At 34.3% G+C, this 25,232-nt stretch carries 23 protein-coding genes; 14 read left to right on the top strand and 9 right to left on the bottom strand.

Annotated features, from left to right (window positions below; genetic code table 11):
- Nucleotides 1-62 precede the first annotated feature (62 nt).
- Together E0H99_RS15155 and E0H99_RS15150 are read left to right on the top strand one after the other, a co-directional pair.
- Entirely contained in the window at nt 63-488 is a 426-nt protein-coding gene (locus E0H99_RS15155; RefSeq protein WP_131997434.1) for a hypothetical protein, read from the top strand.
- A gap of 253 nt (nt 489-741) precedes the next feature.
- A complete protein-coding gene (locus tag E0H99_RS15150; RefSeq protein ID WP_131997431.1) occupies nt 742-2,226 on the top strand; it encodes an aminopeptidase P N-terminal domain-containing protein in 1,485 nt (494 codons plus the stop codon).
- 69 nt (nt 2,227-2,295) lie between these two features.
- On the opposite strand, the gene E0H99_RS15145 is transcribed toward E0H99_RS15150, so the two are convergent.
- A complete protein-coding gene (locus tag E0H99_RS15145; protein ID WP_131997534.1) occupies nt 2,296-3,033 on the bottom strand; it encodes a diphthine--ammonia ligase in 738 nt (245 codons plus the stop codon).
- A 98-nt stretch (nt 3,034-3,131) separates the two neighbouring features.
- On the opposite strand from E0H99_RS15145, the gene E0H99_RS15140 reads away from it, so the two are divergent.
- Together E0H99_RS15140 and E0H99_RS15135 are read left to right on the top strand one after the other, a co-directional pair.
- Complete coding sequence (locus E0H99_RS15140) at nt 3,132-3,731, top strand: transposase (protein ID WP_131997428.1); 600 nt, start codon at nt 3,132-3,134, stop codon at nt 3,729-3,731.
- Nucleotides 3,728-5,791, top strand: coding sequence for a M1 family metallopeptidase (locus E0H99_RS15135; RefSeq protein WP_131997425.1), 2,064 nt, complete (start codon nt 3,728-3,730; stop codon nt 5,789-5,791). Before E0H99_RS15140 ends, E0H99_RS15135 begins: the two co-directional genes overlap by 4 nt.
- 87 nt (nt 5,792-5,878) lie before the next feature.
- Here E0H99_RS15135 and E0H99_RS15130 read toward each other — a convergent pair whose 3' ends face one another.
- Complete coding sequence (locus E0H99_RS15130) at nt 5,879-6,400, bottom strand: hypothetical protein (RefSeq protein WP_131997422.1); 522 nt, start codon at nt 6,398-6,400, stop codon at nt 5,879-5,881.
- Nucleotides 6,401-6,530: 130 nt separating this feature from the next.
- Here E0H99_RS15130 and E0H99_RS15125 point away from each other — a divergent pair, with 130 nt between their 5' ends.
- The 3 genes from E0H99_RS15125 (at nt 6,531) to E0H99_RS15115 (ending at nt 10,538) form a co-directional block, all read left to right on the top strand.
- Entirely contained in the window at nt 6,531-7,298 is a 768-nt protein-coding gene (locus E0H99_RS15125) for a sulfite exporter TauE/SafE family protein (protein ID WP_131997419.1), read from the top strand.
- 165 nt (nt 7,299-7,463) lie between these two features.
- Nucleotides 7,464-9,803, top strand: a complete 2,340-nt coding sequence (locus E0H99_RS15120) for an ATP-dependent helicase (RefSeq protein WP_131997417.1) — start codon at nt 7,464-7,466, stop codon at nt 9,801-9,803.
- Between the two features lie 114 nt (nt 9,804-9,917).
- Nucleotides 9,918-10,538 carry an L-threonylcarbamoyladenylate synthase gene (locus tag E0H99_RS15115; protein ID WP_131997414.1) on the top strand — a complete coding sequence of 207 codons (621 nt, stop codon included), beginning with the start codon at nt 9,918-9,920 and terminating at the stop codon, nt 10,536-10,538.
- A 108-nt stretch (nt 10,539-10,646) separates the two neighbouring features.
- Here the strand turns inward: E0H99_RS15115 and E0H99_RS15110 are convergent, their stop codons facing one another.
- Genes E0H99_RS15110 through E0H99_RS15100 form a run of 3 tightly spaced genes read right to left on the bottom strand, consistent with a single transcriptional unit; the run spans nt 10,647 to nt 12,995 of the window.
- Complete coding sequence (locus E0H99_RS15110) at nt 10,647-11,480, bottom strand: flagellar motor protein MotB (protein ID WP_131997411.1); 834 nt, start codon at nt 11,478-11,480, stop codon at nt 10,647-10,649.
- A 44-nt stretch (nt 11,481-11,524) separates the two neighbouring features.
- Nucleotides 11,525-12,532, bottom strand: a complete 1,008-nt coding sequence (locus tag E0H99_RS15105) for a glycosyltransferase family 2 protein (RefSeq protein ID WP_131997408.1) — start codon at nt 12,530-12,532, stop codon at nt 11,525-11,527.
- Between the two features lie 13 nt (nt 12,533-12,545).
- Nucleotides 12,546-12,995 (bottom strand): type I restriction enzyme HsdR N-terminal domain-containing protein, encoded by a 450-nt coding sequence (locus tag E0H99_RS15100; RefSeq protein ID WP_131917266.1) that lies wholly within the window; start codon nt 12,993-12,995, stop codon nt 12,546-12,548.
- Between the two features lie 102 nt (nt 12,996-13,097).
- Between E0H99_RS15100 and holA the strand changes: the two genes are divergently transcribed.
- The 5 genes from holA (at nt 13,098) to ettA (ending at nt 19,800) form a co-directional block, all read left to right on the top strand.
- The gene (gene holA / locus E0H99_RS15095) at nt 13,098-14,102 is read left to right on the top strand and encodes a DNA polymerase III subunit delta (RefSeq protein ID WP_131997405.1); all 1,005 of its coding nucleotides are present in this window, start codon (nt 13,098-13,100) and stop codon (nt 14,100-14,102) included.
- A 75-nt stretch (nt 14,103-14,177) separates the two neighbouring features.
- On the top strand, nt 14,178-14,360 hold the full coding sequence (locus tag E0H99_RS15090) for a CAL67264 family membrane protein (RefSeq protein ID WP_131917268.1): 183 nt from the start codon (nt 14,178-14,180) through the stop codon (nt 14,358-14,360).
- 278 nt (nt 14,361-14,638) lie between these two features.
- Entirely contained in the window at nt 14,639-16,114 is a 1,476-nt protein-coding gene (locus tag E0H99_RS15085) for an alkaline phosphatase PhoX (protein ID WP_131997402.1), read from the top strand.
- Between the two features lie 69 nt (nt 16,115-16,183).
- Nucleotides 16,184-18,001, top strand: a complete 1,818-nt coding sequence (locus tag E0H99_RS15080) for a cytochrome-c peroxidase (protein WP_131997399.1) — start codon at nt 16,184-16,186, stop codon at nt 17,999-18,001.
- A gap of 104 nt (nt 18,002-18,105) precedes the next feature.
- Nucleotides 18,106-19,800, top strand: coding sequence for an energy-dependent translational throttle protein EttA (ettA, locus tag E0H99_RS15075; RefSeq protein ID WP_131997396.1), 1,695 nt, complete (start codon nt 18,106-18,108; stop codon nt 19,798-19,800).
- Between the two features lie 90 nt (nt 19,801-19,890).
- Here ettA and E0H99_RS15070 read toward each other — a convergent pair whose 3' ends face one another.
- Together E0H99_RS15070 and E0H99_RS15065 are read right to left on the bottom strand one after the other, a co-directional pair.
- Nucleotides 19,891-20,304: a thiol-disulfide oxidoreductase DCC family protein gene (locus E0H99_RS15070; RefSeq protein ID WP_131997393.1), complete on the bottom strand. Its 414-nt coding sequence runs from the start codon at nt 20,302-20,304 to the stop codon at nt 19,891-19,893.
- Between the two features lie 78 nt (nt 20,305-20,382).
- Nucleotides 20,383-22,548, bottom strand: coding sequence for an endonuclease MutS2 (locus tag E0H99_RS15065; RefSeq protein ID WP_131997390.1), 2,166 nt, complete (start codon nt 22,546-22,548; stop codon nt 20,383-20,385).
- A gap of 113 nt (nt 22,549-22,661) precedes the next feature.
- Between E0H99_RS15065 and ung the strand changes: the two genes are divergently transcribed.
- A complete protein-coding gene (ung, locus tag E0H99_RS15060) occupies nt 22,662-23,342 on the top strand; it encodes a uracil-DNA glycosylase (protein ID WP_131997387.1) in 681 nt (226 codons plus the stop codon).
- 43 nt (nt 23,343-23,385) lie between these two features.
- Nucleotides 23,386-23,565, top strand: coding sequence for a hypothetical protein (locus tag E0H99_RS15055; protein WP_131997385.1), 180 nt, complete (start codon nt 23,386-23,388; stop codon nt 23,563-23,565).
- Nucleotides 23,566-23,570: 5 nt separating this feature from the next.
- Here the strand turns inward: E0H99_RS15055 and E0H99_RS15050 are convergent, their stop codons facing one another.
- On the bottom strand, nt 23,571-23,945 hold the full coding sequence (locus tag E0H99_RS15050; RefSeq protein ID WP_131997382.1) for a DUF4258 domain-containing protein: 375 nt from the start codon (nt 23,943-23,945) through the stop codon (nt 23,571-23,573).
- A gap of 36 nt (nt 23,946-23,981) precedes the next feature.
- On the bottom strand, nt 23,982-25,181 hold the full coding sequence (locus tag E0H99_RS15045; RefSeq protein ID WP_165930236.1) for an alanine dehydrogenase: 1,200 nt from the start codon (nt 25,179-25,181) through the stop codon (nt 23,982-23,984).
- Nucleotides 25,182-25,232 lie beyond the last annotated feature (51 nt).

The raw sequence follows: 25,232 nt of genomic DNA, 5'->3' as shown, positions 1-25,232 counted from the left end.
TATAATTTGACGCAACCTTTTGTATGATGTATCATCTACATATATATCTGTAAAACTGATATATGAAAAATCTTGTTATTCTTGTTGCTTTTCTTTCTGTTTTTAGTTCTTGTTCAAAGGATGATGCTGTAACAATGGATAGCACTAGTTATTATGGGAAATGGACTTTGGTCTCGATGTCGGGTTCTATTCCTAATTCTGAAGCTACGGGCACAGCAATGGAATGGCAGGAATTTTATTTGTTCAACACCAACGGAACTTTTACAAAATCTAGAGAAAGAAATTCGGTAAAAACTTCTATTTCTGGAACCTACACGACTACAATTCAATCAGATGGAATATTTTTTGAGTTAACATATCCTAATGACAGCGAAATTATAGGAAGTTGTTACGGAAATCAAAAAGAACAACTGTATTTAACTGGCAATAATTCCTTGTCCAGCACTTGGAGTTATTGCGATGGTCCCAAATTAAAATATAAAAGGTAAATTATAAGTGCTTATTAAAAAACATTTTTCATAAAATTTAGTTTTGGTTAATTTTAGAATGATGAAGCACTTTTGCTAAAGAGTACTCAGAAGTTGAAAAACTTTTGGTGCTCTTTTTCTATTTTTAAACGAATAAAAGAATCAGTCTTTCAATAAAAATGTTAGTTTGTACGCACAAAAAAATTATATTTACGTATTAATTAATTCATTCAAAACCTCGTCTTTATTTTGCAAAACTCTAATATTTAGATCTATGAATTTAAAACTTTCTTTTGTTTTTACTGTGTTTTTTGTTTGTGTTTCAATGGCACAAAACGGAAATCCAAACGATTATTTGTCGGCTCAATTCCATAAAGAGCGCAGAGAAGCCTTGCGTGCTAAAATGCCTGAGAATAGTGTAGCGGTGTTTTTTGGAAATCCCATTCGGAACCGAGCCAATGATGTGGATTTTATCTATCATCAAGACCCGGATTTTTATTATTTAACAGGATACAAAGAACCCAATTCAGTTGTGGTTATTTTTTCGAACAATCAAACCAATAAAGATGGAAAGTCATTCAATGAATTGCTGTATGTTCAAGAAAAAAATCCAAGAGCGGAACAATGGACAGGAGTGCGTTTAGGAACGGAAGGTGCTAAAAAAGAGTTGGGTTTTGAAAATGCTTTGAATGGAGCAGCGTTTTTAAATTCGGGGATTGATTATGTAAATTTTGACACTGTTTTCTTTAAGGAATTTGAAGAAGATACCCGAAATTCGAAAAATGAGAAAGCCGATCTATACAAATTAATTGGAGCGTTTAAATCCCAAATTGGTTATAACGAGAAAGTAAGTCCACAACCGGATTCGAATTTACAAAAGGAACTAGGGCTTAAAAAAAGCATCACTTCAAAAAAGGCCACAATTAATACCAAAACGATTTTGACATACATGGCGAGTTTGCGTGAGAAAAAATCCAAAGAAGAGTTGGTTTTATTGACTAAAGCCGTTCGGATTTCGGCAATGGGACAACGTGAAATTATGAAAGCGATGCATCCCGGAATGTCCGAAACGGAAATACAGGGAATTCACGAATTTGTCTATAAAAAGTACGGCAGCGAGTTTGAGGGTTATCCGTCAATCGTGGGCGCAGGGAACAATGGTTGTGTGTTGCATTATATTGAGAACAGCAAAATGAAAGTCGAAAATGATTTGGTTTTGATGGATTTAGGAGCGGAATATCATGGTTATACTGCTGATGTAACCCGAACGATTCCTGCTAACGGAAAATTCTCTGCCGAGCAAAAACTAATTTATGATTTAGTGTATGAAGCTCAAGAAGCGGGAATTGCTGCCGCAAAAGTGGGAAGTAATTTTAATGAGCCCGATGCCGCGGCTCGTAAAATAATCAGTGCCGGTTTAGTGAAATTAGGAATTGTTAAAACGGAACAAGAATCCCGTAAATATTTTCCGCACGGAACTTCGCATCACATTGGGTTAGACGTTCATGATCCAGGTTTATACAATGCTCTTGAAGCGGATATGGTAATTACTGTTGAACCTGGAATTTACATTCCTATCGGTAGTGATTGTGATAAAAAATGGTGGGGAATTGCGGTGCGAATTGAAGATGATATTTTGATTACCACAAAGGGGCCCGTAAATTTATCTGGGGAAGCACCAAGAAAATCAAATGAAATTGAATCACTTATGAATGAAAAAAGTGTTTTGGATACTTTCTCTGTGCCAAGTTTAGATTAGTATATTTTTTAAGATTATATAAAAAAAAGAAACTCCGTTGTCTTATGACTTCGGAGTTTTTTATTTAAATTATTTTTGAACCAGATCACAATACCAAAACCCAAAATCAAATGCATCAGAAGCACTCGTATCGCAAGCGGTATCAGAGGAATCTTCTTTTTCTGGTTTCTCATATTTTCGGTACACGATTTCACCAATTTCAAAATCAATTGGTTTAGAAAAAATGGGACCGTCAAAAGTGAAGGTATGGAATTCACCGTTTTCGCCACAAACATCTACATTATCTGGTAAATCGTTAATGAAGTCCTGATCTATAATGCGACCAACGAAGCTTTTATCCAAGAATCGTTCGTTGACACAAACGACAATCGTTTTAAAGCCTAAACCCATAAATTCTTGAATGAGTTCATGAGTTGGTATTTTCCAAAGTGGGAACACGCCTTCGAAACCTATTTCGGCTAATTTATCTTCACGGTATTTACGCAAGTCTTCCAGAAATATATCGCCAAAAATAGAATGGGTTACGCCTTGGTTTTTTTGTTTAGCCAATGTTTTGCGCATCACATTTTCATAGACTTCCATCGTTGGCATTTCAGGAATTTGCATGATTTCAAGTGGTAATCCAATGCTTTCGGCTTGTTGTACCAATAATTCAACTCGTACGCCATGCATCGAAATACGCTGATACTGCTGGTTTACGCTGGTCAGCAAACAACTGATTTCAATTTCAGGATTTTGTAGGGTTTTATATAAGGCCAGCGCAGAATCTTTTCCGCTGCTCCAATTAAATAGTGCTTTCTTTTTCAATGTAATTTTCTTCTGATTTTCTGGAGGTAAACTTACAAAATTAGTCGGATTAGTTTGGGAAACCTTTGTAACTTTGGAAATCATGCTAATTATTTTAAATGCCATTATTTAAAAATAGATACCAAACCGAATCAAATCGATTGAAAAATTGGGATTATTCCAGTGAAGCAATCTATTTCGTTACGTTAGTTGCCCAAAATAGAGAATGTATTTTTGGTGTCATTGATGATGATAAAATAATATTAAACGATAACGGAAAAATCATTGAAACGGAATTATTGAAATCAATTACAATTAGGGAATGTTGGTTTTTCCATAATTGGGTTATTATGCCCAACCATATTCATTTGTTGGTTGAAATTGTTTCGTCATCCGTAGAAACACACAACGTAGAGACGTACGACTTAGAGACGCACTGCAGTGCGTCTCTACAATTGGAATCGGAATCCCATTCGGAATCAAAACCACAAAAATTATCTCGAAAACCCAATTCCATTTCGTCATTTGTTGCGATTTTTAAATCGGTTACAACCAAACAAATAAATGTAATGATGAATTACGACGCCAATATTATTTGGCAATCAAATTATCACGATCATATTGTCCGAAATTATAATTCATTCGATACCATATACCATTACATAAAAAATAATCCAAAAAATTGGAATACTGATTCCATAAATTCAAATTTAGAATGAAGTACCTTTTCTTTTTTATTTCGACATTCACATTTGCCCAACAAACCCAATTTGTTGATTTTAAATCGGTTCTAGGGAAAATTGCCATTAATCCAATTGAAAGAACTGTTTCTGGTGACATCGGTTATGATTTTGAGGTTTTAAAATACATCGATACTATTAAAATTGATGCGCAAAATATGGAATTTTCTGATTTAAAATTAAACGGGAAACCCATTAATTTTTGCAATACACAAAAACAATTACAAATCATTTCTCCGTTTAAAAAAGGGAAAAATAACCTGACTTTTCATTATTCGGCAAAGCCAAAGCAAACCATGTATTTCGTTGGTTCAGAGGCAAATGATAATGTTCAAATTTGGACACAAGGACAAGGAAAATATACCAGCCATTGGTTTCCGAGTTTTGATGATGTCAATGAAAAAGTGGTTTTCAATTTGAATATTGTATTTAATAAAGACTATCAGGTAATTTCAAATGGAACTTTGGAATTTAAGTCAGGACTTGATGGACTTTCAGTTTGGCACTACCAAATGCAAAAACCAATGAGTTCGTATTTATTAATGCTTGCCATCGGAAAATTTGAAAAAAACATCCCGAAATCAAAGTCGGGAGTTCCTTTAGAAATGTATTTGGAACCAAAAGACGTTGCTAAGTTTGAACCAACCTATCGAGACTCAAAAAGAATGTTTGATTTTTTAGAAAAGGAAATAGGAGTGAAGTATCCTTGGGGAATTTACAAACAAGTTCCTGTTCGGGATTTCTTGTATGCCGGAATGGAAAATACATCGGCAACACTTTTCAATAGGCGATTTGTTGTGGATTCGGTAGGTTTTGAAGACAGAAGTTACACAAATGTCAATGCGCATGAATTAGCCCATCAATGGTTTGGGAATTTAGTCACTGCCAAAAGCGGAAAACACCATTGGTTGCAGGAAGGTTTTGCGACTTATTATGCGTTGTTAGCTGAAAAAGAAATCTTTGGAGAAGATTATTTTTATTCGAAATTATATGAATCGGCGCAACAATTGAAATTTGCTTCCCGAACGGATACCATTCCTGTTTTGAATGCCAAAGCCAGTTCATTGACTTTTTATCAAAAAGGCGCTTGGGCACTTTTTGTTTTACACGAAGAAATAGGTGATAAAGCGTTTAAAAAAGCGGTAAAAAACTATTTGAAAAAACATGCGTTTCAGAGTGTGAATACACAAGATTTCTTTGCTGAAATCAGAAAATTTTCGGACTATGATTTAAGTAATTTTAGTAAAGTATGGCTTGAAAAAACTGATTTTAATACGCAACAAGCCAATAGTTTATTACTTAAAAATAAATCAATTCAGGTTTTGTTTGAAGTCGAGAAATTAAAGAGTAAGCCGTTATCAGAGAAAAAAGATTTTTTTGAAAAAACACTGCACTCTGAGGTGCATTTTACGGTAAAAGAAGCAATAGTAAATCAATTTAAAAATGAAAAATTGGAAGATGTAGCGAGCCTTTATATTTTAGCTTTAGAAACTAAAAATATACAATTACGTCAAACAGTTGCGGCTGCATTGAATGAAATTCCAGAAAGTTTCAGAATACAATATGAAACTTTATTGGGAGATAAATCGTATCAAACCCAAGAAATGGCGCTATACAATTTATGGAATAATTTTCTGGAGCAACGCAATCAATATTTAGATAAATCAAAAAACTGGATGGGCTTTAATGATTATAATTTAAGGACGTTGTGGCTGACACTTGCCTTATCTACGCCCAATTATACGGCAGATAAAGTAGCTTTGGCAAACGAATTAATACAGTATTCATCAGTTAATTATGAAGCGAATACAAGACAAAATGCTTTGGAGAAATTGCTTGCTTTCAAAATAATAAATGATGATGTTTTGGGGAATTTGGTAAATGCAACTACCCATCACATGTGGCAGTTCTCGAAATTTGGTAGAGATAACATTCGAAAATTATTAAAAAATCCAGAAATGAGAGTTTCTTTCGGAAGGATTTTGCTTGATTTAAATGAAGCCGAACAGTTTCAATTGAATCGATTGTTGAAGGAATAAATTTAATTACGAATTCTGAATTACGATTTTGATCCGAGCAAAGCAACTGACGAAGCATTTCGTAATTCGTAATTTAGAATTAATTATCTACCACAATTGCCCCACTTCATTTTTAATGTAAGCCAAAGCAGCATTGCTAGGGGATTGCTTTTCCATTAAATCACTTAAAACTACTTCCCGCAATTTATCGGCATTGTCGACACGATCACTCATATTCGCTTTTCGAATCATTTGGATTGTTGCATTTTTTGCCGTGACAATTATTGTCCAACATTCGTCTGACATGTAGATTTGTTGGGTTAAATTGTGTTCAAATTCCTGTTCGATTTGGGAAATTATCAGATTCTCGTAATCGTTTTTATCATTAGAAATTGGAGCAATCCGAATTAATAATTTAGTTGGATTGATGCGTTCCATGTACAATGACATACGCTCATACGCTTGTAAACGCAAAGGCAAAGCATTTTTTTGTGCTTCTTTGTTTAGCAAATAGCGACGTCTTCCTTCTTCGTTTTTGGTATGTAAATCAAAAAAATAATAGGCAACAAGACCCGTGACAATTGCCGGTAACGTATAACTTAGTAATTCTATAATTTTTGTAGTATCCATGCTTTGATAAAATTTATAAAAGCAAAAATATACTTTTTTGATTATAAATCAATTCCATTTTAATAGCAATACATCAATATGAATAGTATTTTTGCCAATGACTACGGGAATATTAAAAATAAGAGTTTAAATGGAAACCTATATATTAATTTTACTTTGTTTGGCTGCTTTCGCTGCAGGATTTATAGACGCCATTGTTGGCGGGGGCGGTTTAATACAAACACCCATGGGACTGATTTTATTGCCTAATCTTCCTGTTTCAACCGTAATTGGAACCTTGAAAGTTCCTGCTTTTAGTGGAACTTCGTTTGCGGCATATCAGTATCTTAAAAAAGTGGATATGAACTGGAAATTGCTGGCTATTATGATGCTTTTAGCGTTTCCTTCGGCATTTTTAGGTTCTACTTTATTGACGTATGTGAGCAATGATTTCATGAAGCCGTTATTGCTGGTTGTTCTTTCTTTTTTAGTGATTTATACATACGCCAAGAAAAATTTTGGTCAACATATTGAAAAGAATCATTCTTCAAGAACCCAAATTTGGAATGCAATAGGAATCAGTTTTGTTGTTGGTTTGTATGATGGATTTATTGGTCCCGGAACCGGAAGTTTTTTGGTGGTGGCTTTTATTGCAATTATGGGTTTTGATTTTTTGCATGCTTCCGCAAATGCCAAAATGGTGAATCTGGCGACTAATTTTGGTTCTATTTGTCTTTTTATTTTAAAAGGTAAAATAATTTGGGCAGTTGCATTGCCTATGGCTGCCAGTAATGCGCTTGGGGGTTGGATTGGTGCTAAATTAGCCATCAATAAAGGAAACAGTTTTATTCGGATTTTCTTTTTGGTTGTGGTTGTCGGTACTTTAATCCGTTTTGCGTACGATGTCTTTTTTAAATAAAAAAGTTTAAAGTTTCAGGTTTAAAGTTTAATGTTGAGATTTAAACCTTTTGGAGAATATTAATTGTATTTTCAAATTTTTCTGGAATCTTAATACTGAATACTGATCACTGACCACTGAATACTACTAAGAAATTCTTATTTTTGCATAAACAGAAAAATCTCCATGCATAAATATATCGATCAACTCAACGAAGCCCAACGTGAACCTGTTCTTCAAAAAGACGGGCCAATGATAATCATTGCTGGTGCGGGCTCAGGGAAAACACGTGTGTTGACTATTAGAATTGCTTATTTGATGAATCAGGGTGTTGATGCTTTCAATATTTTATCGCTTACATTTACCAATAAAGCGGCGCGGGAAATGAAAACCCGAATCTCTCAAATTGTAGGTGCAAGTGAAGCTAAAAATCTTTGGATGGGGACATTTCATTCGGTTTTCGCCAGAATTTTACGCTCCGAAGCGGATCATTTGGGATATCCTTCGAATTTTACGATTTATGATTCCCAAGATTCATTGCGTTGCATTTCCGGGATTATCAAAGAAATGCAATTAGACAGAGATGTGTATAAACCAAAACAGGTTTTAAGCAGAATTTCCAGTTATAAAAATAGCTTGATTACGGTAAAAGCCTATTTCAACAATCCTGAATTGCAAGAAGCGGATGCAATGGCTAAAAAGCCAAGATTAGGAGAGATTTATCAAAATTATGTTGATAAATGTTTTAAATCCGGAGCGATGGATTTTGATGATTTATTGTTGAAAACCAATGAACTATTGACTCGTTTTCCAGAAGTTTTAGCTAAATATCAAAACCGTTTCCGTTATATATTGGTAGATGAGTACCAAGATACGAATCACTCTCAATATTTGATTGTTCGTGCTTTATCGGATAAATTCCAGAATATTTGTGTGGTGGGTGATGATGCGCAAAGTATTTATGCGTTTCGTGGTGCGAATATCAATAACATTTTGAATTTTCAAAAAGATTATGAAGGTGTGAAAACCTTTAGACTGGAACAAAATTACCGTTCGACAAAAAATATAGTGGAAGCCGCAAATACTATTATCGATAAGAATAAAGTAAAGCTGGATAAAATAGTTTGGACTGCCAATGATTTTGGTCCAAAAATAAAAGTGCACCGCAGCATGACTGATGCTGAAGAAGGGCGGTTTGTGGCCAGTACTATTTTCGAACAAAAAATGCAAAACCAGCTTAGCAACGGCTCTTTTGCAATTTTGTACCGCACCAATGCGCAATCCCGTGCGATGGAAGATGCGCTTAGAAAAAGAGATATTCCGTATCGAATTTATGGTGGTTTATCTTTTTATCAAAGGAAAGAAATCAAGGATGTATTGTGTTACTTGCGATTGGTTATCAATCCAAAAGATGAAGAAGCTTTGGTTCGTGTAATCAATTATCCGGCTCGAGGAATTGGAGATACAACAGTCGAAAAACTTACGATTGCCGCCAATCACTACAAACGTTCCATCTGGGAAGTGATGCAGAATATTGATAAAATTGACTTGAAATTGAATTCGGGAACCAAACAAAAATTACAAGATTTTGTAACGATGATTCAGAGTTTTCAAGTTATTGATCAAAACCAAGATGCATTTTACATCACCGATCACGTTGCTAAAAAAACAGGATTAGTACAAGAATTAAAGAAAGATGCTACTCCGGAAGGAATGGCTAAAATCCAAAATATTGAGGAATTATTAAACGGTATCAAGGATTTTACCGAAGGACAAAAAGAAATTGATGGGGCTCGTGGCGCCTTATCTGAGTTTATGGAAGATGTGGCTTTGGCAACAGATTTAGACAAAGATACCAGCGATGAAGATCGTGTGGCATTGATGACGATTCACTTGGCAAAAGGATTGGAATTCCCTCATGTTTTCGTAGTAGGAATGGAAGAAGATTTGTTTCCGAGTGCGATGAGTATGAGTACAAGAAGTGAACTCGAAGAAGAACGTCGTTTGTTTTATGTGGCTTTGACTCGTGCGGAACATCAGGCGTATTTGACGTATGCGCAATCACGGTATCGTTGGGGAAAATTGACTGATAGCGAACCTTCCCGATTTATTGAGGAAATTGACGCACAATATTTAGAATATTTAACTCCGGCCGAATCGAATTATAGGTATAAACCAATGATTGACAGTGATATTTTTGGTGATGTGGATAAATCCAAATTGCGTCTTGCAAAACCAGCCAATGGAACGCCACCTCAAAAACACAATACCGATAATGAACCCAAATCGGATATAAATATTCGTAAATTGAAGCCTGTTAGCAGTAACGCTGCTACAAGCAGTAGTGCGAATTTGTTTGATAATAAATTAGTTGCCGGAAATATTGTAATGCACGAACGTTTTGGTAAAGGCGAAGTATTAAACCTTGAAGGTGTTGGCGCTGATAAAAAAGCCGAAATCAAATTTGAGGTTGGTGGAATAAAGAAATTATTGTTGCGCTTTGCGAAACTGGATATTATTGGATAGTACCTAAGTGGTCAGTTTTTCAGTGTTCAGTGACAGTTTGAGTAAATTTACAATCAGATGACTGAAGTTTTAAATCAGGAAATCAAAAATCGTTAATCAAAAATCTTAAATCCGATGGCTCAATTTATAAAAATATACGAAGACAAACCTAATGAAGCGGCAATTGCTAAAGTTGTTAAGGTTTTAAAAGACGGTGGGTTGGTTATTTATCCGACAGATACCGTTTATGGTTTGGGTTGTGATATTACCAATACCAAAGCTTTGGAACGTATTGCGAAGATTAAAGGGATAAAGCTGGAAAAAGCTAATTTTTCTTTTATTTGTCACGATTTGAGTAATTTATCCGATTATGTGAGGCAAATTGACACGGCGACTTTTAAGCTATTAAAAAGAGCTTTGCCTGGACCTTATACTTTTATTTTACCCGGAAATAATAATTTACCTAAGGAATTCAAAAAGAAAACTACTGTCGGAATCAGGGTTCCTGATAATTCGATAGCATTAGAAATTGTAAAGTTGCTAGGGAATCCAATTGTTTCTACTTCCATTCACGATGATGATGATGTGATTGAATATACGACTGATCCGGAACTCATCTTTGAGAAATGGCAAAACCTTGTCGATATGGTTATTGATGGCGGTTATGGTGATAATATTGGATCAACAATTATTGATTTATCCGGTGACGAGCCAATAGTTGTTAGGGAAGGGAAGGGAAGTTTGGATATTCTTTAATTAGTATTCAGTGTTCAGTCCCAACGATTCGGGATTAGTGTTCAGTAAAAACCATAAAAAAAACGTCTTGATTTCTCAAGACGTTTTTTAGTTCAAATTATATTTGAATTATGGTCTTTGTTTTTTCATCTCTTTTTCAATCATGTCGTAAAACTGATCGATTTTAGGTAAAACAACAATACGTGTTCTTCTGTTACGTGCTCTGTTTTCAGCAGAATCATTTCCTACTAAAGGAATATATGAACTTCTTCCTGCTGCAATCAATTGTTCTGGTTTAACACCTAATTGAGTTGTTAATACACGAATGATAGAAGTAGAACGTTTTACACTTAAATCCCAGTTGTCCAATAAAATACCTGAACCATTATAAGGAACATTATCAGTATGACCTTCAACCATACATTCAAAATCCGGTTTGTCATTTACTACTTTAGCCACTTTAGCTAAAACACCTTTTGCTTTATCAGTTACATCGTAACTTCCTGTTTTAAACAATAATTTGTCAGCAATAGATATAAATACAACTCCTTTTTCAACATTTATTTCGATATCTGGATCAGAGATTCCTACAGCGCTTTTCAAACTAGTAACTACAGCAAGTGTTACACTGTCTTTCTTAGTTAAAGCATCTTGCATTCTGCTGATTTTTAAATCTTTTTCTTTGATAGATTCTAAAGCTTTTTCAATATTCTCAGCTCCTTTTGTAGACAAGATAGTCATGTCTTTAGAAGTACTTATCAATCCTTGATTTTGCTCTTTTAATAGAGACGCAGTAGCAGAAAGTGCTGCTTTTTCTTCTAAACAAGAATTTAATTTTACTGTTGCAGTATTTAATAAGTCTTGAGTTTCTTTATTTCTAGCTTCTAAATCAGTGTATTTCTTTTTTGAAACACATGAAGTCAATAGTGCTAATACAGATAAGGCAATAACTATTTTTTTCATAAATGGTATTAATTTAATTAAATGTTAAAGGCAAATTTACTTTTTTATATTTGTTTTGTTCTAAATAAATCGTTAAAAACAACGATTTTCTTAATAAAATAGATGTAAACGATACTTTTTGTATTGTAGTATTTTTGTTCTTGAAATTTAGTCCTTTTTTTATAATGATCAATAAAAAGTCTGTAAAAAGAAAAATGTGCTTTCAATATTGCTACAAAATGATTGAATTTTCCTTTCATAAGAAATTGTATTCCAGCGATTCCATCCAAAACCATTCTTCCTAAAAGAATTTTATACAGCTTATCTTTAGGAAGGTTTTTAGTGAGCATCAATAATGAATTTCTGAAATTCAAAAATGTTTTCTTCGGGTTTCCTTGTTGTAAAGTTGCTCCACCAACGTGATACACAACTGATTCTGAAATGTATTTTATTTTATATCCTTTATTAAAGGCACGCCAGCATAAATCAATTTCTTCTTGATGCGCAAAAAAAACATCATCAAAACCATTTAATTCTCTATAAACGGTACTTCTAATAAAAAAACAAGCTCCGGTTGCCCAGAATATTTCGCAGTTATCATCGTACTGTCCGTTGTCTTTTTCTAAAGTATCAAAAATACGACCACGACAATACGGATATCCATACTGATCTATAAAACCACCGGCGGCACCGGCATATTCAAAGTATTCTTTGTTTTTAAAGTCGAGTATTTTAGGCTGAATTATGGCAGTATTAGGTTCTTTTTCGAAAGTTTTAAGAATGGGTTGCAACCAATTTTCTGTCACTTCAATATCGGAGTTGATTAAGGCATACAGTTCTGCGTCAATATGCTTCAAAGCTTCATTATATCCATCTGCAAATCCTAAATTTGTGTCGTTTTTTACAATCTTAACCGAAGGAAAAAAAGATTTCACATAGGAAATGGAATCATCTGTAGAAGCATTATCAGCAACATACACTGTGGCTTCCGGAGAACATTTCAGCACCGAAGGCAAAAATTTTTCTAACAATAAAATTCCATTCCAATTCAGGATGACAACAGCTATTTTCATTTAGATTGTTTGATTATACGATTTTATACATTGGTAATTCGGGGAGGAATTGATATTTTTCATTTTCAAAATCCATTTGGCAAAAGTAATGATTCAATCCATTGGTTACCATCAAAAATTCAGACTTCATTGTCATATTATATCTTGCAATTTGGTCAAAAGTCGCTTGTGCAATTTTTACTTCAGGCGCTTTGCATTCGATTAAAATGAAAATGGAACCATCAGAATTGAAAACCACAACATCGTATCTTTTTCGCAAGCCATTGACTTTTAAAACTTTCTCTACATTTATCAACGATTTCGGGTATTTTTTTTCTTCCAATAAAAACTGGACTACATGCTGACGAACCCATTCTTCGGGAGTGAGAATGATAAATTTTTTCCTGATTTCATCAAAAATGGAGACTTTATTTTCGCTATTTTTGAAACGAAAATTATAAAGTTGAAAATTGAGCTTTTGCATAAAGCAAAAATATAAAATAAGTTTAAAGTTTGAGGTTTAAAATTTCGAGTTATTTAGAACATCGAGACTGAACATTGGAACTGAACACTGAACACTAGAAAAATGGACGAGGTTATAAAAATTGTAAATGATATAAAAAGCGGCAACATCAAACCCATCTATTTTTTGATGGGTGAAGAACCGTATTATATTGACAAACTATCGGATTATATCGAGGAAAAAGTCTTATCCGAAGAGGAAAAAGGATTCAATCAAACCGTTTTATATGGAAGAGATGTTTCTATAGAAGATATTATTTCGACTGCAAAACGCTATCCAATGATGGCAGAACGTCAAGTGGTAATCGTAAAAGAAGCCCAAGATTTAATCAGAACTATAGATAAACTGGAAAGTTATGCTGAAAATCCAATGGCAACAACGGTTTTGGTTTTTTGTTATAAATACAAAACGTTGGATAAACGTAAAAAAGTAACTAAGTTATTAGCGAAAAACGGTATCGTTTACGAAAGTAAAAAACTATATGAAAACCAGGTAGGAGAGTGGATTAAACGTGTTTTGTCAGGTAAAAAATATTCGATTGAGCCTAAAGCAAATGCCATGTTGGTAGAATTTCTTGGGACAGATTTGAGTAAAATAAACAATGAACTGGAAAAACTGCAAATTATTCTTCCTGTTGGAAGCACTATAACTCCTAAGCATATTGAGGAAAATATAGGTTTCAGCAAAGATTTTAATGTGTTTGAATTACGAAAAGCACTTGGCGAACGCAACCAGTTAAAGGCTTACACTATTGCTGAAAACTTTGCCCAAAATCCAAAAGACAATCCAATGGTGGTAACTACAAGTTTGGTTTTTGGATTTTTTATTCAATTGCTGAAATACCACGGTTTAAAAGACCGAAATCCAAAAAATGTGTCGGCAATATTAGGCGTAAACCCATTCTTTTTGAAAGAATATGATGTGGCTTTGAAAAATTATCCCATGAAAAAAGTGAGTCAAATTGTTGGTGCTTTAAGAGATATTGATGTAAAGAGCAAGGGTGTTGGCGCTAATGCGATGTCACAATCCGATTTGTTACGAGAAATGCTTTATAAAATATTTAATTAAAGGACAAAAATTCCGATATTTGTACTTCCATTCCGAGGCTTCGGAATCGGGATATTAAAATTAAATACCACAATTATGGGAATGAATAAAAATACTATTTTAGGTTGGGCTACCTTGATAATGATTGTAATGGGGTTATTGCTTATTGCATTAGGCGCTTTTAGATATGATGATGTAGCGGGCTGGGGGTTTGGAGCTGTAGGTGTTGGTTTTTTGGCTAACGCATGGGTTTTTAGCTCACTTAAAGGAAGGTTATAATTGTTTTAAATAAAAAACTTTAGTTGTAATTAGCTAATTTATATAAAAGTCATTGTATTTTGCAATGGCTTTTTTTATGCAATTTTAACAAGATTGTTCATAGAATACTATTTAAAATTTCAATTTCAAAACTGTTTCATTAAACTTTACTCAAAATTAACTTGTTAATCTTTTGATTAAGCTGTCTTAACCTAATAGTCATCATTTCAATAAAATCAATTAACCTCTCCGAAAGTTTTACAGCATAGTTTTGTGAATAATAATTTTAAAAAAAAATCATGAAATTTAATTCCCTAAAACAAGTAGGATTCCTGTCTTTATTGAGCTTAGCAGTTTTAAGCTGTCAAAATGATGAAAATGAGACAAAAATAAATTCTGAAATTGATTTCACAAAAACTTCTTCAGTTCCAGCTTTGGTTGTGGCTAAAGAAGGTTTCGAAAATTTGATGATTACTTCATTAATTAGTAGTCCGGATGTATTGTCACAATCCCCTGGTTTTGTTTATGGAGCTCAACCGGATGGTGCCGGGTTTATGAAAGACCCAAACAGTGATGGTTATATGATGATAACTAATCATGAAATATTGAAATCAGTTTCCAGAGTCTATTTTGATAAAACACTAAAAGCTGTAAAAGGAGAATATATTGTTGATGGAATTGGAGGTATGACCAGATTATGCTCTGCTACATTAGCGACTGCAAGTATTCATGGATTTGGTCCAATGTTTTTAACCGCCGGAGAAAGCGGTGAAGAAAGTATGGTTCACGGAATAGATCCTTTTAGTTTATCTAGTCAAAAAAGCAGAACAGACAGAGTTTTACCAGCATTAGGAAAAGCAAGTATGGAAAATGCAGTTCCACTTACAAAAGAGGCTTATTCTGGTAAAACGGTTATTATTATTGGTGAAGATCAATCGTATGCAACTTCTCACATCAGTGCTGGTCAGGTGATTATGTATGTAAGCAATACTGTTGGAGATCTTACGAATGGTAAACTATATGCTTTAAAAAGAAATGATGGCGTGCAAGTTGAAACATCTATGAATGTTGGAAGTTCTTTTGACGTGTCTTTTGTAGAAATTCCGAATGCTAAAAACATAACAGGTGCAGAAATTAATACAACTGTAAATAAACTAGGAGCTATTCGTTTTTCAAGAGTAGAAGATATAGACTACAGAAAAGGTTCTGCTAAAAATAATCGTGAAATTTATTTTACAGCAACGGGTCAAGCAAGTAATAACGCTCCAGTTGATGGATATACTATGTGGGGAAGAGTTTATAAATTAGTTTTAAACGATAGCAACCCATTACTGGGTAAATTAGAGTTAGTAGTTGAAGGCGATTCTACTCCGGGAACTGGTATTATAAATCCAGACAACCTTTGTGTGACCGAAAATTATGTTTACATACAAGAAGATGGTGATTCTTATTATACCGCTGCTAAACATGATTCCTATATTTGGCAATACAACATCGCTACAAAAAGTAATAAACCATGGTTGACAATGAATCACAAACGTGATGACGCAGCTTGGAATGCAACTTATAACCAAAGTGGCGTAATGAAATTTGGAAGTTGGGAGTATGGTGCTATGGAAGATATTTCTGATGTTATTGGGGTTCCAAATACATTTATTGTGAATGTTCACCCTCATACTTGGCAAAAAGACGCTTTCAAAAATGCGGATGGAAGCGGTGTAAATACCAACAATGAAGGCGGACAAACCGTTATAATAAGAAATGTTCAAAAATAATTTTTGATATTAATAAATAAAGAACAACCCTTTCATAGGGTTGTTCTTTGTTTTTATTTACCTAAAAAAATGAAATTGTTTAAAAGTAATTGCACTAAAATATTAATCCTTGCTTTGAATTTAGCGCTTGTACTTGTGTTTTTTGGATGCGAAAAAAAATACAGTGAGCTAACGATTCAACAAGAACTACTTTCAGATATTGAAAAATTAAATCAAAAAGTAACTGATTTTCAAAAAATAGTAGCCAATACTAATGATGAAAAAAAGATACAGCAGGCCTTTAATTCAACACGATTATCTTATAAAAAAATTGAATGGGCTGTTGAATATTTCACTCCAGATCCTGCACGATTCATCAATGGTCCTGCTTTGGATGAATTAGAAGTTGCCGAAAATACATTCTTTTCTCCTAATGGTTTTCAAGTGATGGAAGAACTCATTTTTCCTCATTATAGCATTGAAAATAAAACCGATTTGATTCGGGAAATTAAAATATTAAATGGAAATTTAAAACAAATTAAACAACATTTAAGCGCTATCACGATTTCAAATTCTCATGTTTTAGATGCCTCTAAAATGGAAATAAACCGAATTCTCGCCCTTGGAATAACGGGATTTGATTCGCCAATAGCTTTGCAATCCATACCAGAAACAAAAAGTAGTTTAGGTTCTTTAAAAAAATTGCTTCCAAAAATGAACTTCAATTCTCCTGAATCTAAAAATTGCGAAAAGGAAATAGCAACTATAATTAATCAGGCTGAAAACTATTGTCAATCGAATACTGATTTTAATACTTTTGACAGAACTTATTTTATTAAAAATTTTCTAAATACAATTAGTAAAAAATTAGTTGCTTTTCAAAAAATTAACGCCATAAAAAACACGAATAGAAATAGCGTGATTAATCCAAACACAGCCACTATTTTTGAAAAAGAGGCGTTTAATGTAAATGCGTTTATTCCTTCTGAAGAATATCGATATACTGAAGAAAAAGCTGCATTGGGGCAGCAATTATTTTACGAAAATTCTTTTTCTGATAGTAAAACCCGAAGTTGTTCTTCTTGTCATAATCCTGAAAAAGCATTTACCGATGGTTTAAAAACAAATCAATCTTTAAATGGCGGTCATTTAAGTAGAAATACGCCAACATTAACTTACGCCTCATTGCAGAACGCCCAATTTTGGGACATGCGACAATTGGATTTAGAAAAACAAAGTTTAGATGTTATTCAAAATAAAGATGAAATGCACGGGAATGTTTCCAATGCAATTCAAACATTAAATAAAGACAAGAAATATCAAAAGTTATTTAAAAAGGCGTTTCCAACATCAAAAAAAATAGAAGAATGGCAAATTCAAAATTCTTTGGCCAGTTACATTCGTTCTTTAAATGCATTCGACAGTAAATTTGACAATTATATGCGAGGCAATTCAGATGATTTCAGTGATGAAGAAAAACTGGGTTTTAATGTCTTTGCAGGAAAAGCAAAATGTGCTACTTGTCACTTTATCCCTTTATTTAATGGAACTGTTCCGCCTAGTTATCAAAAAACAGAACAAGAAGTTATAGGAACACCAGCGGACAAAAATGGTAAAAAAATCAGCCCAGATTTGGGAAGATATTTGCAATACCAAATGCCTCAATTAAGGAATGCATTCAAAACTCCATCGTTGCGAAATGTTGCCGTAACCGCACCTTATATGCACAATGGTGTTTATTCAACTTTAGAAGAAGTTGTTGATTTTTACAATAAAGGAGGCGGAGTTGGTATGGGGATATCCGTTGAAAATCAAACATTACCAACGGATAAATTAGAATTAACCGAAAAAGAGGTAAAAGGATTAATTGCGTTCATGAAAACTTTGACTGATAAGGCGTATCAATAACAATTTGTTTAAAATTTTAAATTCAAATGTCTTGACAACATATTTATTATTTCTTTAATAATGCTATATTTGTATTCTTTTAAAAATTAAAACCATAAATAAATATGTCAGACGATAAAAAGGTGATTTTCTCAATGCAAAAATTGAGTAAAACCTATCAAGGAGCAGACAAACCCGTTCTTAAAAACATCTATTTGAGTTTCTTTTACGGAGCAAAAATTGGTATTTTGGGTTTAAATGGTTCAGGGAAATCTTCTTTATTGAAGATTATTGCCGGAGTTGACAAGAACTACCAAGGCGATGTTGTCTTTGCACCGGGTTATACAGTGGGTTATTTAGAACAGGATCCTATTTTAGATGATAGTAAAACCGTTATCGAAATTGTAAGAGAGGGTGTTGCTGAAACGATGGCTGTTCTGGACGAATTCAATAAAATCAATGATAGTTTTGGTTTGCCGGAAGTCTATGAAAATGCAGATAAGATGGAGCAATTGATGGATCGTCAAGCGCTTTTACAAGATAAAATTGATGCATTGGGTGCTTGGGAAATCGACACCAAGCTAGAAATCGCTATGGATGCTTTACGCACGCCAGAAGGAGATACACCTATTAAAAACCTTTCAGGAGGTGAACGTCGTCGCGTAGCTTTATGTCGTTTGTTGTTGCAACAACCTGATGTTTTACTGTTGGATGAGCCTACGAATCACTTGGATGCTGAGAGTGTACTTTGGTTAGAACAGCATTTAGCACAATACTCAGGAACTGTAATTGCAGTAACGCACGATAGATACTTTTTGGACAATGTAGCAGGTTGGATTCTTGAACTGGATAGAGGAGAAGGTATTCCTTGGAAAGGGAATTATTCTTCTTGGTTGGACCAAAAATCAAGCCGTATGGCACTCGAAGAAAAAGTAGCTTCAAAACGTAGAAAAAACTTAGAACGCGAATTGGACTGGGTTCGTCAAGGTGCCAAAGGCCGTCAAACGAAACAAAAAGCACGTTTGCAGAACTACGACAAACTTTTGAATGAAGATCAAAAACAGTTGGATGAAAAACTGGAAATTTATATTCCAAATGGTCCTCGTTTAGGAACAAATGTAATTGAAGCCAAAAATGTTTCTAAAGCATTTGGCGATAAATTGTTATATGATAATTTAAATTTTACTTTGCCACAAGCAGGAATTGTTGGGATTATCGGGCCAAACGGTGCTGGTAAATCCACTATTTTCAAGATGATTATGGGCGAAGAAAAACCAGATGCTGGAGAATTTTCAATTGGAGACACGGTAAAAATCGCTTATGTCGATCAAGCGCACTCTAATATTGATCCTAATAAGTCAATTTGGGAAAACTTTGCTGATGGTCAGGAATTAATCATGATGGGCGGACGTCAAGTGAATTCGAGAGCTTATTTGAGCCGTTTCAATTTTGGTGGAAGTGATCAAAACAAAAAAGTAGCTACACTTTCTGGAGGGGAACGCAACCGTTTGCACCTTGCAATGACTTTGAAAGAAGAAGGAAACGTACTTTTACTGGATGAGCCTACGAATGATTTGGACATCAATACGCTTCGAGCTTTGGAAGAAGGTTTGGATAATTTTGCAGGTTGTGCCGTAGTAATTTCGCACGACAGATGGTTCTTGGACAGAATTTGTACGCATATTTTAGCTTTCGAAGGAAACTCTGAAGTATATTATTTTGAAGGTGGTTTCTCTGAATACGAAGAAAATAAGAAAAAACGTTTAGGTGGTGATTTAACTCCAAAACGATTGAAATACAGAAAATTAATTAGAAGTTAATTCATTCTAATTAATTTAATAGTAGCAAGAGGATGTCCATTGGTCATCCTCTTTTTTTGTACTATTTTTTTATCCTAATTGATTCATTTATTATAAAAACTTAGCTCGAAGCTCTTTTGTGGGTATCAGGCAAGTTTCCTTTTTTCCATACCATTTGTAGCGGTTTTTAGCAATGTAATCGTAAATGTAGTTGTTGAATGAAGTGGGTAATATCGAAAATAAGGAGCCGAAATAAAATATTCCACCTAAATTTTTTGCAATTTCCAAAACCGCTTCTGATTTATAATAATATGCAAAACCAGGCTGATACAATATAATACTATCCGTTTTTTTAATATCAATACCCAGATGTTTGATGATTTTTTGACCTAAATCAGATTGCAGGGCAACAAACCTGAAAACATCTTTTGTATCATGCTTAATGATCTTTTGAACAGTTATATCGCAAAGATTGCAAACGCCATCAAAGAGAATAATTTTTTTGTCTTTAGGAATATCGAGCATAATTTAGAATTTAAAATTATTAACAAAGTCGAAATTTATTTTTCGTCTGAATACTAAAGACTGATTACTGAGTACTGCTTACTTTTTCCCTGCTTCAACGAATTCCAATTCATCCAAACTCACTTTCGAAGTAAACACACCGTAATTCACCACCGCTTTGTTTTTTTCAATCTTATCAATGCTTCCCACTGATTTTCCGTCTAGCATTCGCACACGATCGCCTACTTTTAAAATCGCTTTCGGTTTTACAACTACGGGTTTCAGTTTCTTTTCTTTCTTCTCCTTGCGGATTTCTTCTACGTGAACCGTAATTTCTTCAATGACTTCTTTTTTCTTTTCAATAATCGCTTTAGCCTCTTTAGGTGTCGCTTTTTTGCGTTTTGAATTTTCGATTTCAATGATTTTCAAAAATTCACCAAGCAGTTCTTTCTTGTTCTTATTGTTGAAATATTTCTCCGAGATGTCTTCAATTTTTTGACCAATGTAAATTGTCTTCTGGTTACTGTCATACAATTCCTGATAGCTTTCCAGTTTTTGCTTTATTTTCACATTAATATTTTCCATCTTTTTACCTTCTTCACGCGCTTTGGTTTCTTCTTCTTTTAGCGTTTGCGAAGTTTTCTCCATCTTAGATCGTTCTTTCTGAAGGGTTGCAATGGTTTTATCAAAACGTACTTTTCCGACTTCAATTTTCTTTTTGGCTCGATTGATTAAGCTGAAAGGAATTCCGTTTTTTAAAGCAACTTCAAACGTAAATGAACTTCCTGCTTGACCCAAAGCTAATTTATACATGGGTTCCAATGATTTCTCATCAAAAAGCATGTTGGCATTGGTGGCAAAAGGCAATTCGTTAGCTAGAATTTTTAGGTTTGAATAATGGGTGGTAATAATCCCAAAAGCTTCACGATGGTAGAATTCTTCCAGGAATATTTCGGCTAATGCGCCACCCAATTCAGGATCAGAGCCCGTACCAAATTCATCAATAAGGAACATTGTTTTTCTATTGCATTTCTTTAGAAAGTAGTTCATGTTCTTTAATCGGTAACTATAGGTACTTAGATGATTTTCAATAGATTGATTATCTCCAATATCCGTTAAAATTCTATCAAATAAAAAGGTTTCACTGCGTTCATGAACGGGAATCAATATTCCTGATTGCAGCATTAATTGCAGTAATCCAACAGTTTTTAACGAGATTGTTTTTCCTCCGGCATTAGGCCCCGAAATAACAATTATTCTACTTTCCTGATGTAATTCTATGGTTTGCGGATGCGTAATTTCGTTTTTCTGTTTGTTATTCAAATACAAAATAGGATGATAGGCATCTCTAAAATAAAGTCGGCGCTCTTCCGTAATTTTTGGCAAAATCCCATTTATTCTGTCGGCATATTTTGCTTTAGCAGCAATTACATCAATATCACTCAGGAAATCCTGAAATTTGATTAACAGCGGTAAAAAAGGACGAATCTGATTGGATAACTGTTTTAAAATTCGGGTGATTTCTTCTTTCTCTTCGTATTCTAGATTACTCAGTTCCCGAGAATATTGTAAGGTAGCCTCAGGTTCGATATAGGCAATACTTCCTGTTTTTGAACTTCCCAGAATCGACCCTTTTACTTTACGACGGTACATCGCTAAAACTGCCAAAACACGCCTGTTTTGTACAAAACTTTCTTTGATATCATCCAAATAGCCAAGCGAATTGTATTGTGTCAATGCTGATCCGAAACTTTGGTTGACTTTGCCACGGACTACATTCATATTCCTGCGGATGCTTAATAAATCCGGAGAGGCATTGTCTTTTATTTCACCATATTTGTCGACTATTTCATCGACCATCGTTATGATTTCTTTGGTCAGTTCGACTTGATTTGCTCTGGCATTTAAATTTGGATAATAATCCTCAAATTTTCTCAAAAAACTCAATAGGAAATTTACCGTTGAAGATATCGTGGCAATTTTTCTAAAACTGCCCACTTCCAAGAAACTGTCTTCAATGGCCAGAAATTTTATCTCATGCGTGATCGCGTCAAAACCGTGATTGGGAATGGCATTGTTATTTTGGAAAGACGAAACATATTCTGAGGTTTGCATTAATGCTTGCATCAACGTTTCCTTGTCTTTAAAAGGGGTGATTTCTAATGCTTTTTGTTTTCCAATGTCAGTATTACAAATTGTCGATATGGTTTCGAGAACAGTCGGAAATTGTAAATCTTGTAATGTTTTTTCGGTGATGGATATCATTTTATAATCTAAGTTGTAAAGGTTCAAAGTTACAAAGATTCAAAGTGAAATGCATTAATTTTTTTAGTGGACTTTGCGAAAAACTTTGCGAACTTTACGGCAAAATAAATTACATGCAAATCAATCTCAATTCCTCTTGGCAATCTATTTTATCTGATGAAATTAAGAAACCCTATTTTCAGGATTTAATGGAAACTGTTACTGAGGAGTACAAAAATCATACCTGTTATCCTCCCAAAGAATTGATTTTTGCTGCGTTTAACTATTGCAGCTTCAAAGATGTAAAAGTGGTTATCATTGGTCAGGATCCGTATCACGGTAAAGGCGAAGCCAATGGTTTGTGTTTCTCGGTAAATGATGGTGTCCGAATTCCGCCCTCGTTGCGCAATATTTTTCGGGAAATGAGTGATGATTTGGGGGCTATTTTCATGCCCACTTCCGGTAATTTAGAAGCTTGGGCAAAGCAGGGCGTTTTATTATTGAACGCCTCGCTGACCGTTAGAGAAGACAATGCGAACAGTCATAAACACTTGAAATGGAATGTTTTTACCGATGCAGTAATCCAAAAAATTTCGGAAGAAAAAGAACATGTTGTTTTCTTGCTTTGGGGTAATTTCGCCCATAAAAAAGGATTGAAAATTGACCGAAATAAGCATTTGGTTTTAGAATCGGGGCATCCTTCGCCTATGAGCGCGAATCAAGGGAAATGGTTCGGGAATAAACATTTCAGTAAAACGAATGAGTATTTAAAACAAAATGGAATAGGATTAATTAACTGGATTTCTTTAGATTAATCATGTTGTTTGAAAAGCAAATAGGTATTTCACACTGCTTTGCGTGAGTGATGGAAGTGGAGCTCTTTTTTTGAGAGGCGTTTCAGCCTCTCAAAAAAAAGCGGGAACGTACAGCACGACCCGAAGTTGCGAGGAGGAACGACGAAGCAATCTGCAGGGTCACGCCCAAATTGCTATATTATTATTATTATTGGTAGGATTCAACCATAAAGAACACTTATAAAGTGTCTATTTTTTTATAATATCTTCTAAAACGGCTTTATCGGAGTAATTAATCACCTTCAAAGTAATCTCTTGGTTTTTGATTGTTTTTCCTTCGATGATATATAATTTTCCTTTTTTAAGTTCAATATTACTGTTATCAAAATCTACATCGCCAAATTGTAAGGTGTTTTTTATATCAGAAGTGTCAATCCATTTTTCAGCCAAAATATGTGATGCTTTATCAGAATAATGGAAGGGTTTATTTCTCAAATCATTTAAGACTCTTGCATTTGGAAAATAATTACAACGGGTATCTTTACCACTAAAAACTAATGCTACAAAAAACAATCCTATAACTAGGCCTACTAAGTAATAAGCAAAACGATGTATAAACTTCATGAATTAAATTTTTGGCAAAGGTAGAAGAAAGTTTTCTTAAAAAACAATTAAATTAATGTCGTTGTTTGGTAAATCGTACCAATCGCCAATGGCACTATTTGTGAGGATTCCGTGGTACATATAAACGCCATTTTTCAATCCTTTATCACAACGAATAGCTCTTTCAATACCACCATCTGCGGCAATTTGCATCAAATAAGGTGTTATGATATTGCTTATGGAAAGCGATGCGGTTTTGGAATATCGGGAAGGAATATTGGGCACGCAATAATGCAACACATTGTTTTTGATAAACGTAGGCTTCTCGTGTGAAGTCACTTCCGAAGTTTCAAAACAACCGCCGGTATCAATACTCACATCCACAATTACAGCGCCGTATTTCATGTGTTCGACCATGGTTTCTGTAACAATCACGGGACAACGCTCTTTTCCTCGCATAGCGCCAATTGCTACGTCACATCGTCTCAATGCTTTCAATAAAGATTTTGGTTGTATGGTAGAAGTAAAAATACGCTGATTCAAATTATTCTGTAAACGGCGTAATTTTGTAATAGAATTATCAAAAACTTTGACATTTGCACCTAAACCAATAGCGGTTTTAGCGGCAAATTCTCCAACAGTTCCTGCGCCCAGAATTACAACATCGGTAGGGGGAACACCTGTAATATTCCCGAATAATAACCCTTTTCCAAATTCATTGGTAATCATTAACTCGGCAGCAATTAAAATGGAGGCTGTTCCGGCAATTTCGCTTAACGATTTCACTGCAGGATACGTACCGTCTTCATCTTTTATATATTCAAAAGCAAGAGCGGTAATTTTCTTTTTTGTCAAAGCCTCAAAATAGACTTTCTTTCGGGTTTTCAATTGTATGGCTGATATTACAATCGTTTCAGGATTCATCATTTGAATTTCGGTAAGCGTTGGCGGCTCTACTTTCAATATCATCGGACAACTGAAAACTTTCTTGGTATCACTGGTAACTTCGGCACCGGCATCACAATATTCTTTATCTGTATAACTGGAATTTAGTCCTGCGCCAGCCTCAATCATTACCCGATGCCCATGATAGGTCAGCGAGTTTACAGCGTCTGGAGTAAGACAAATACGGCGTTCCTGATAACTGGTTTCCTTTGGGACACCTATAAAAAGCTCGCTTTTTTTTCTTGCAACCTCAAGTTTTTCCTCTTGTGGCAATAGCTGTTGTTTTGTGAATGGAGTTATAGTAATTGACATTGCTGTTGTTAAATTAAGGGTACAATTTACGTAAAAACTTTTAAAAAAAGT

The sequence above is a fragment of the Flavobacterium sp. GT3P67 genome (genome assembly GCF_004349155.1).
GTDB classification, from domain to species: domain Bacteria; phylum Bacteroidota; class Bacteroidia; order Flavobacteriales; family Flavobacteriaceae; genus Flavobacterium; species Flavobacterium ranwuense.
This window is presented reverse-complemented; position numbering and strand designations above follow the sequence as displayed.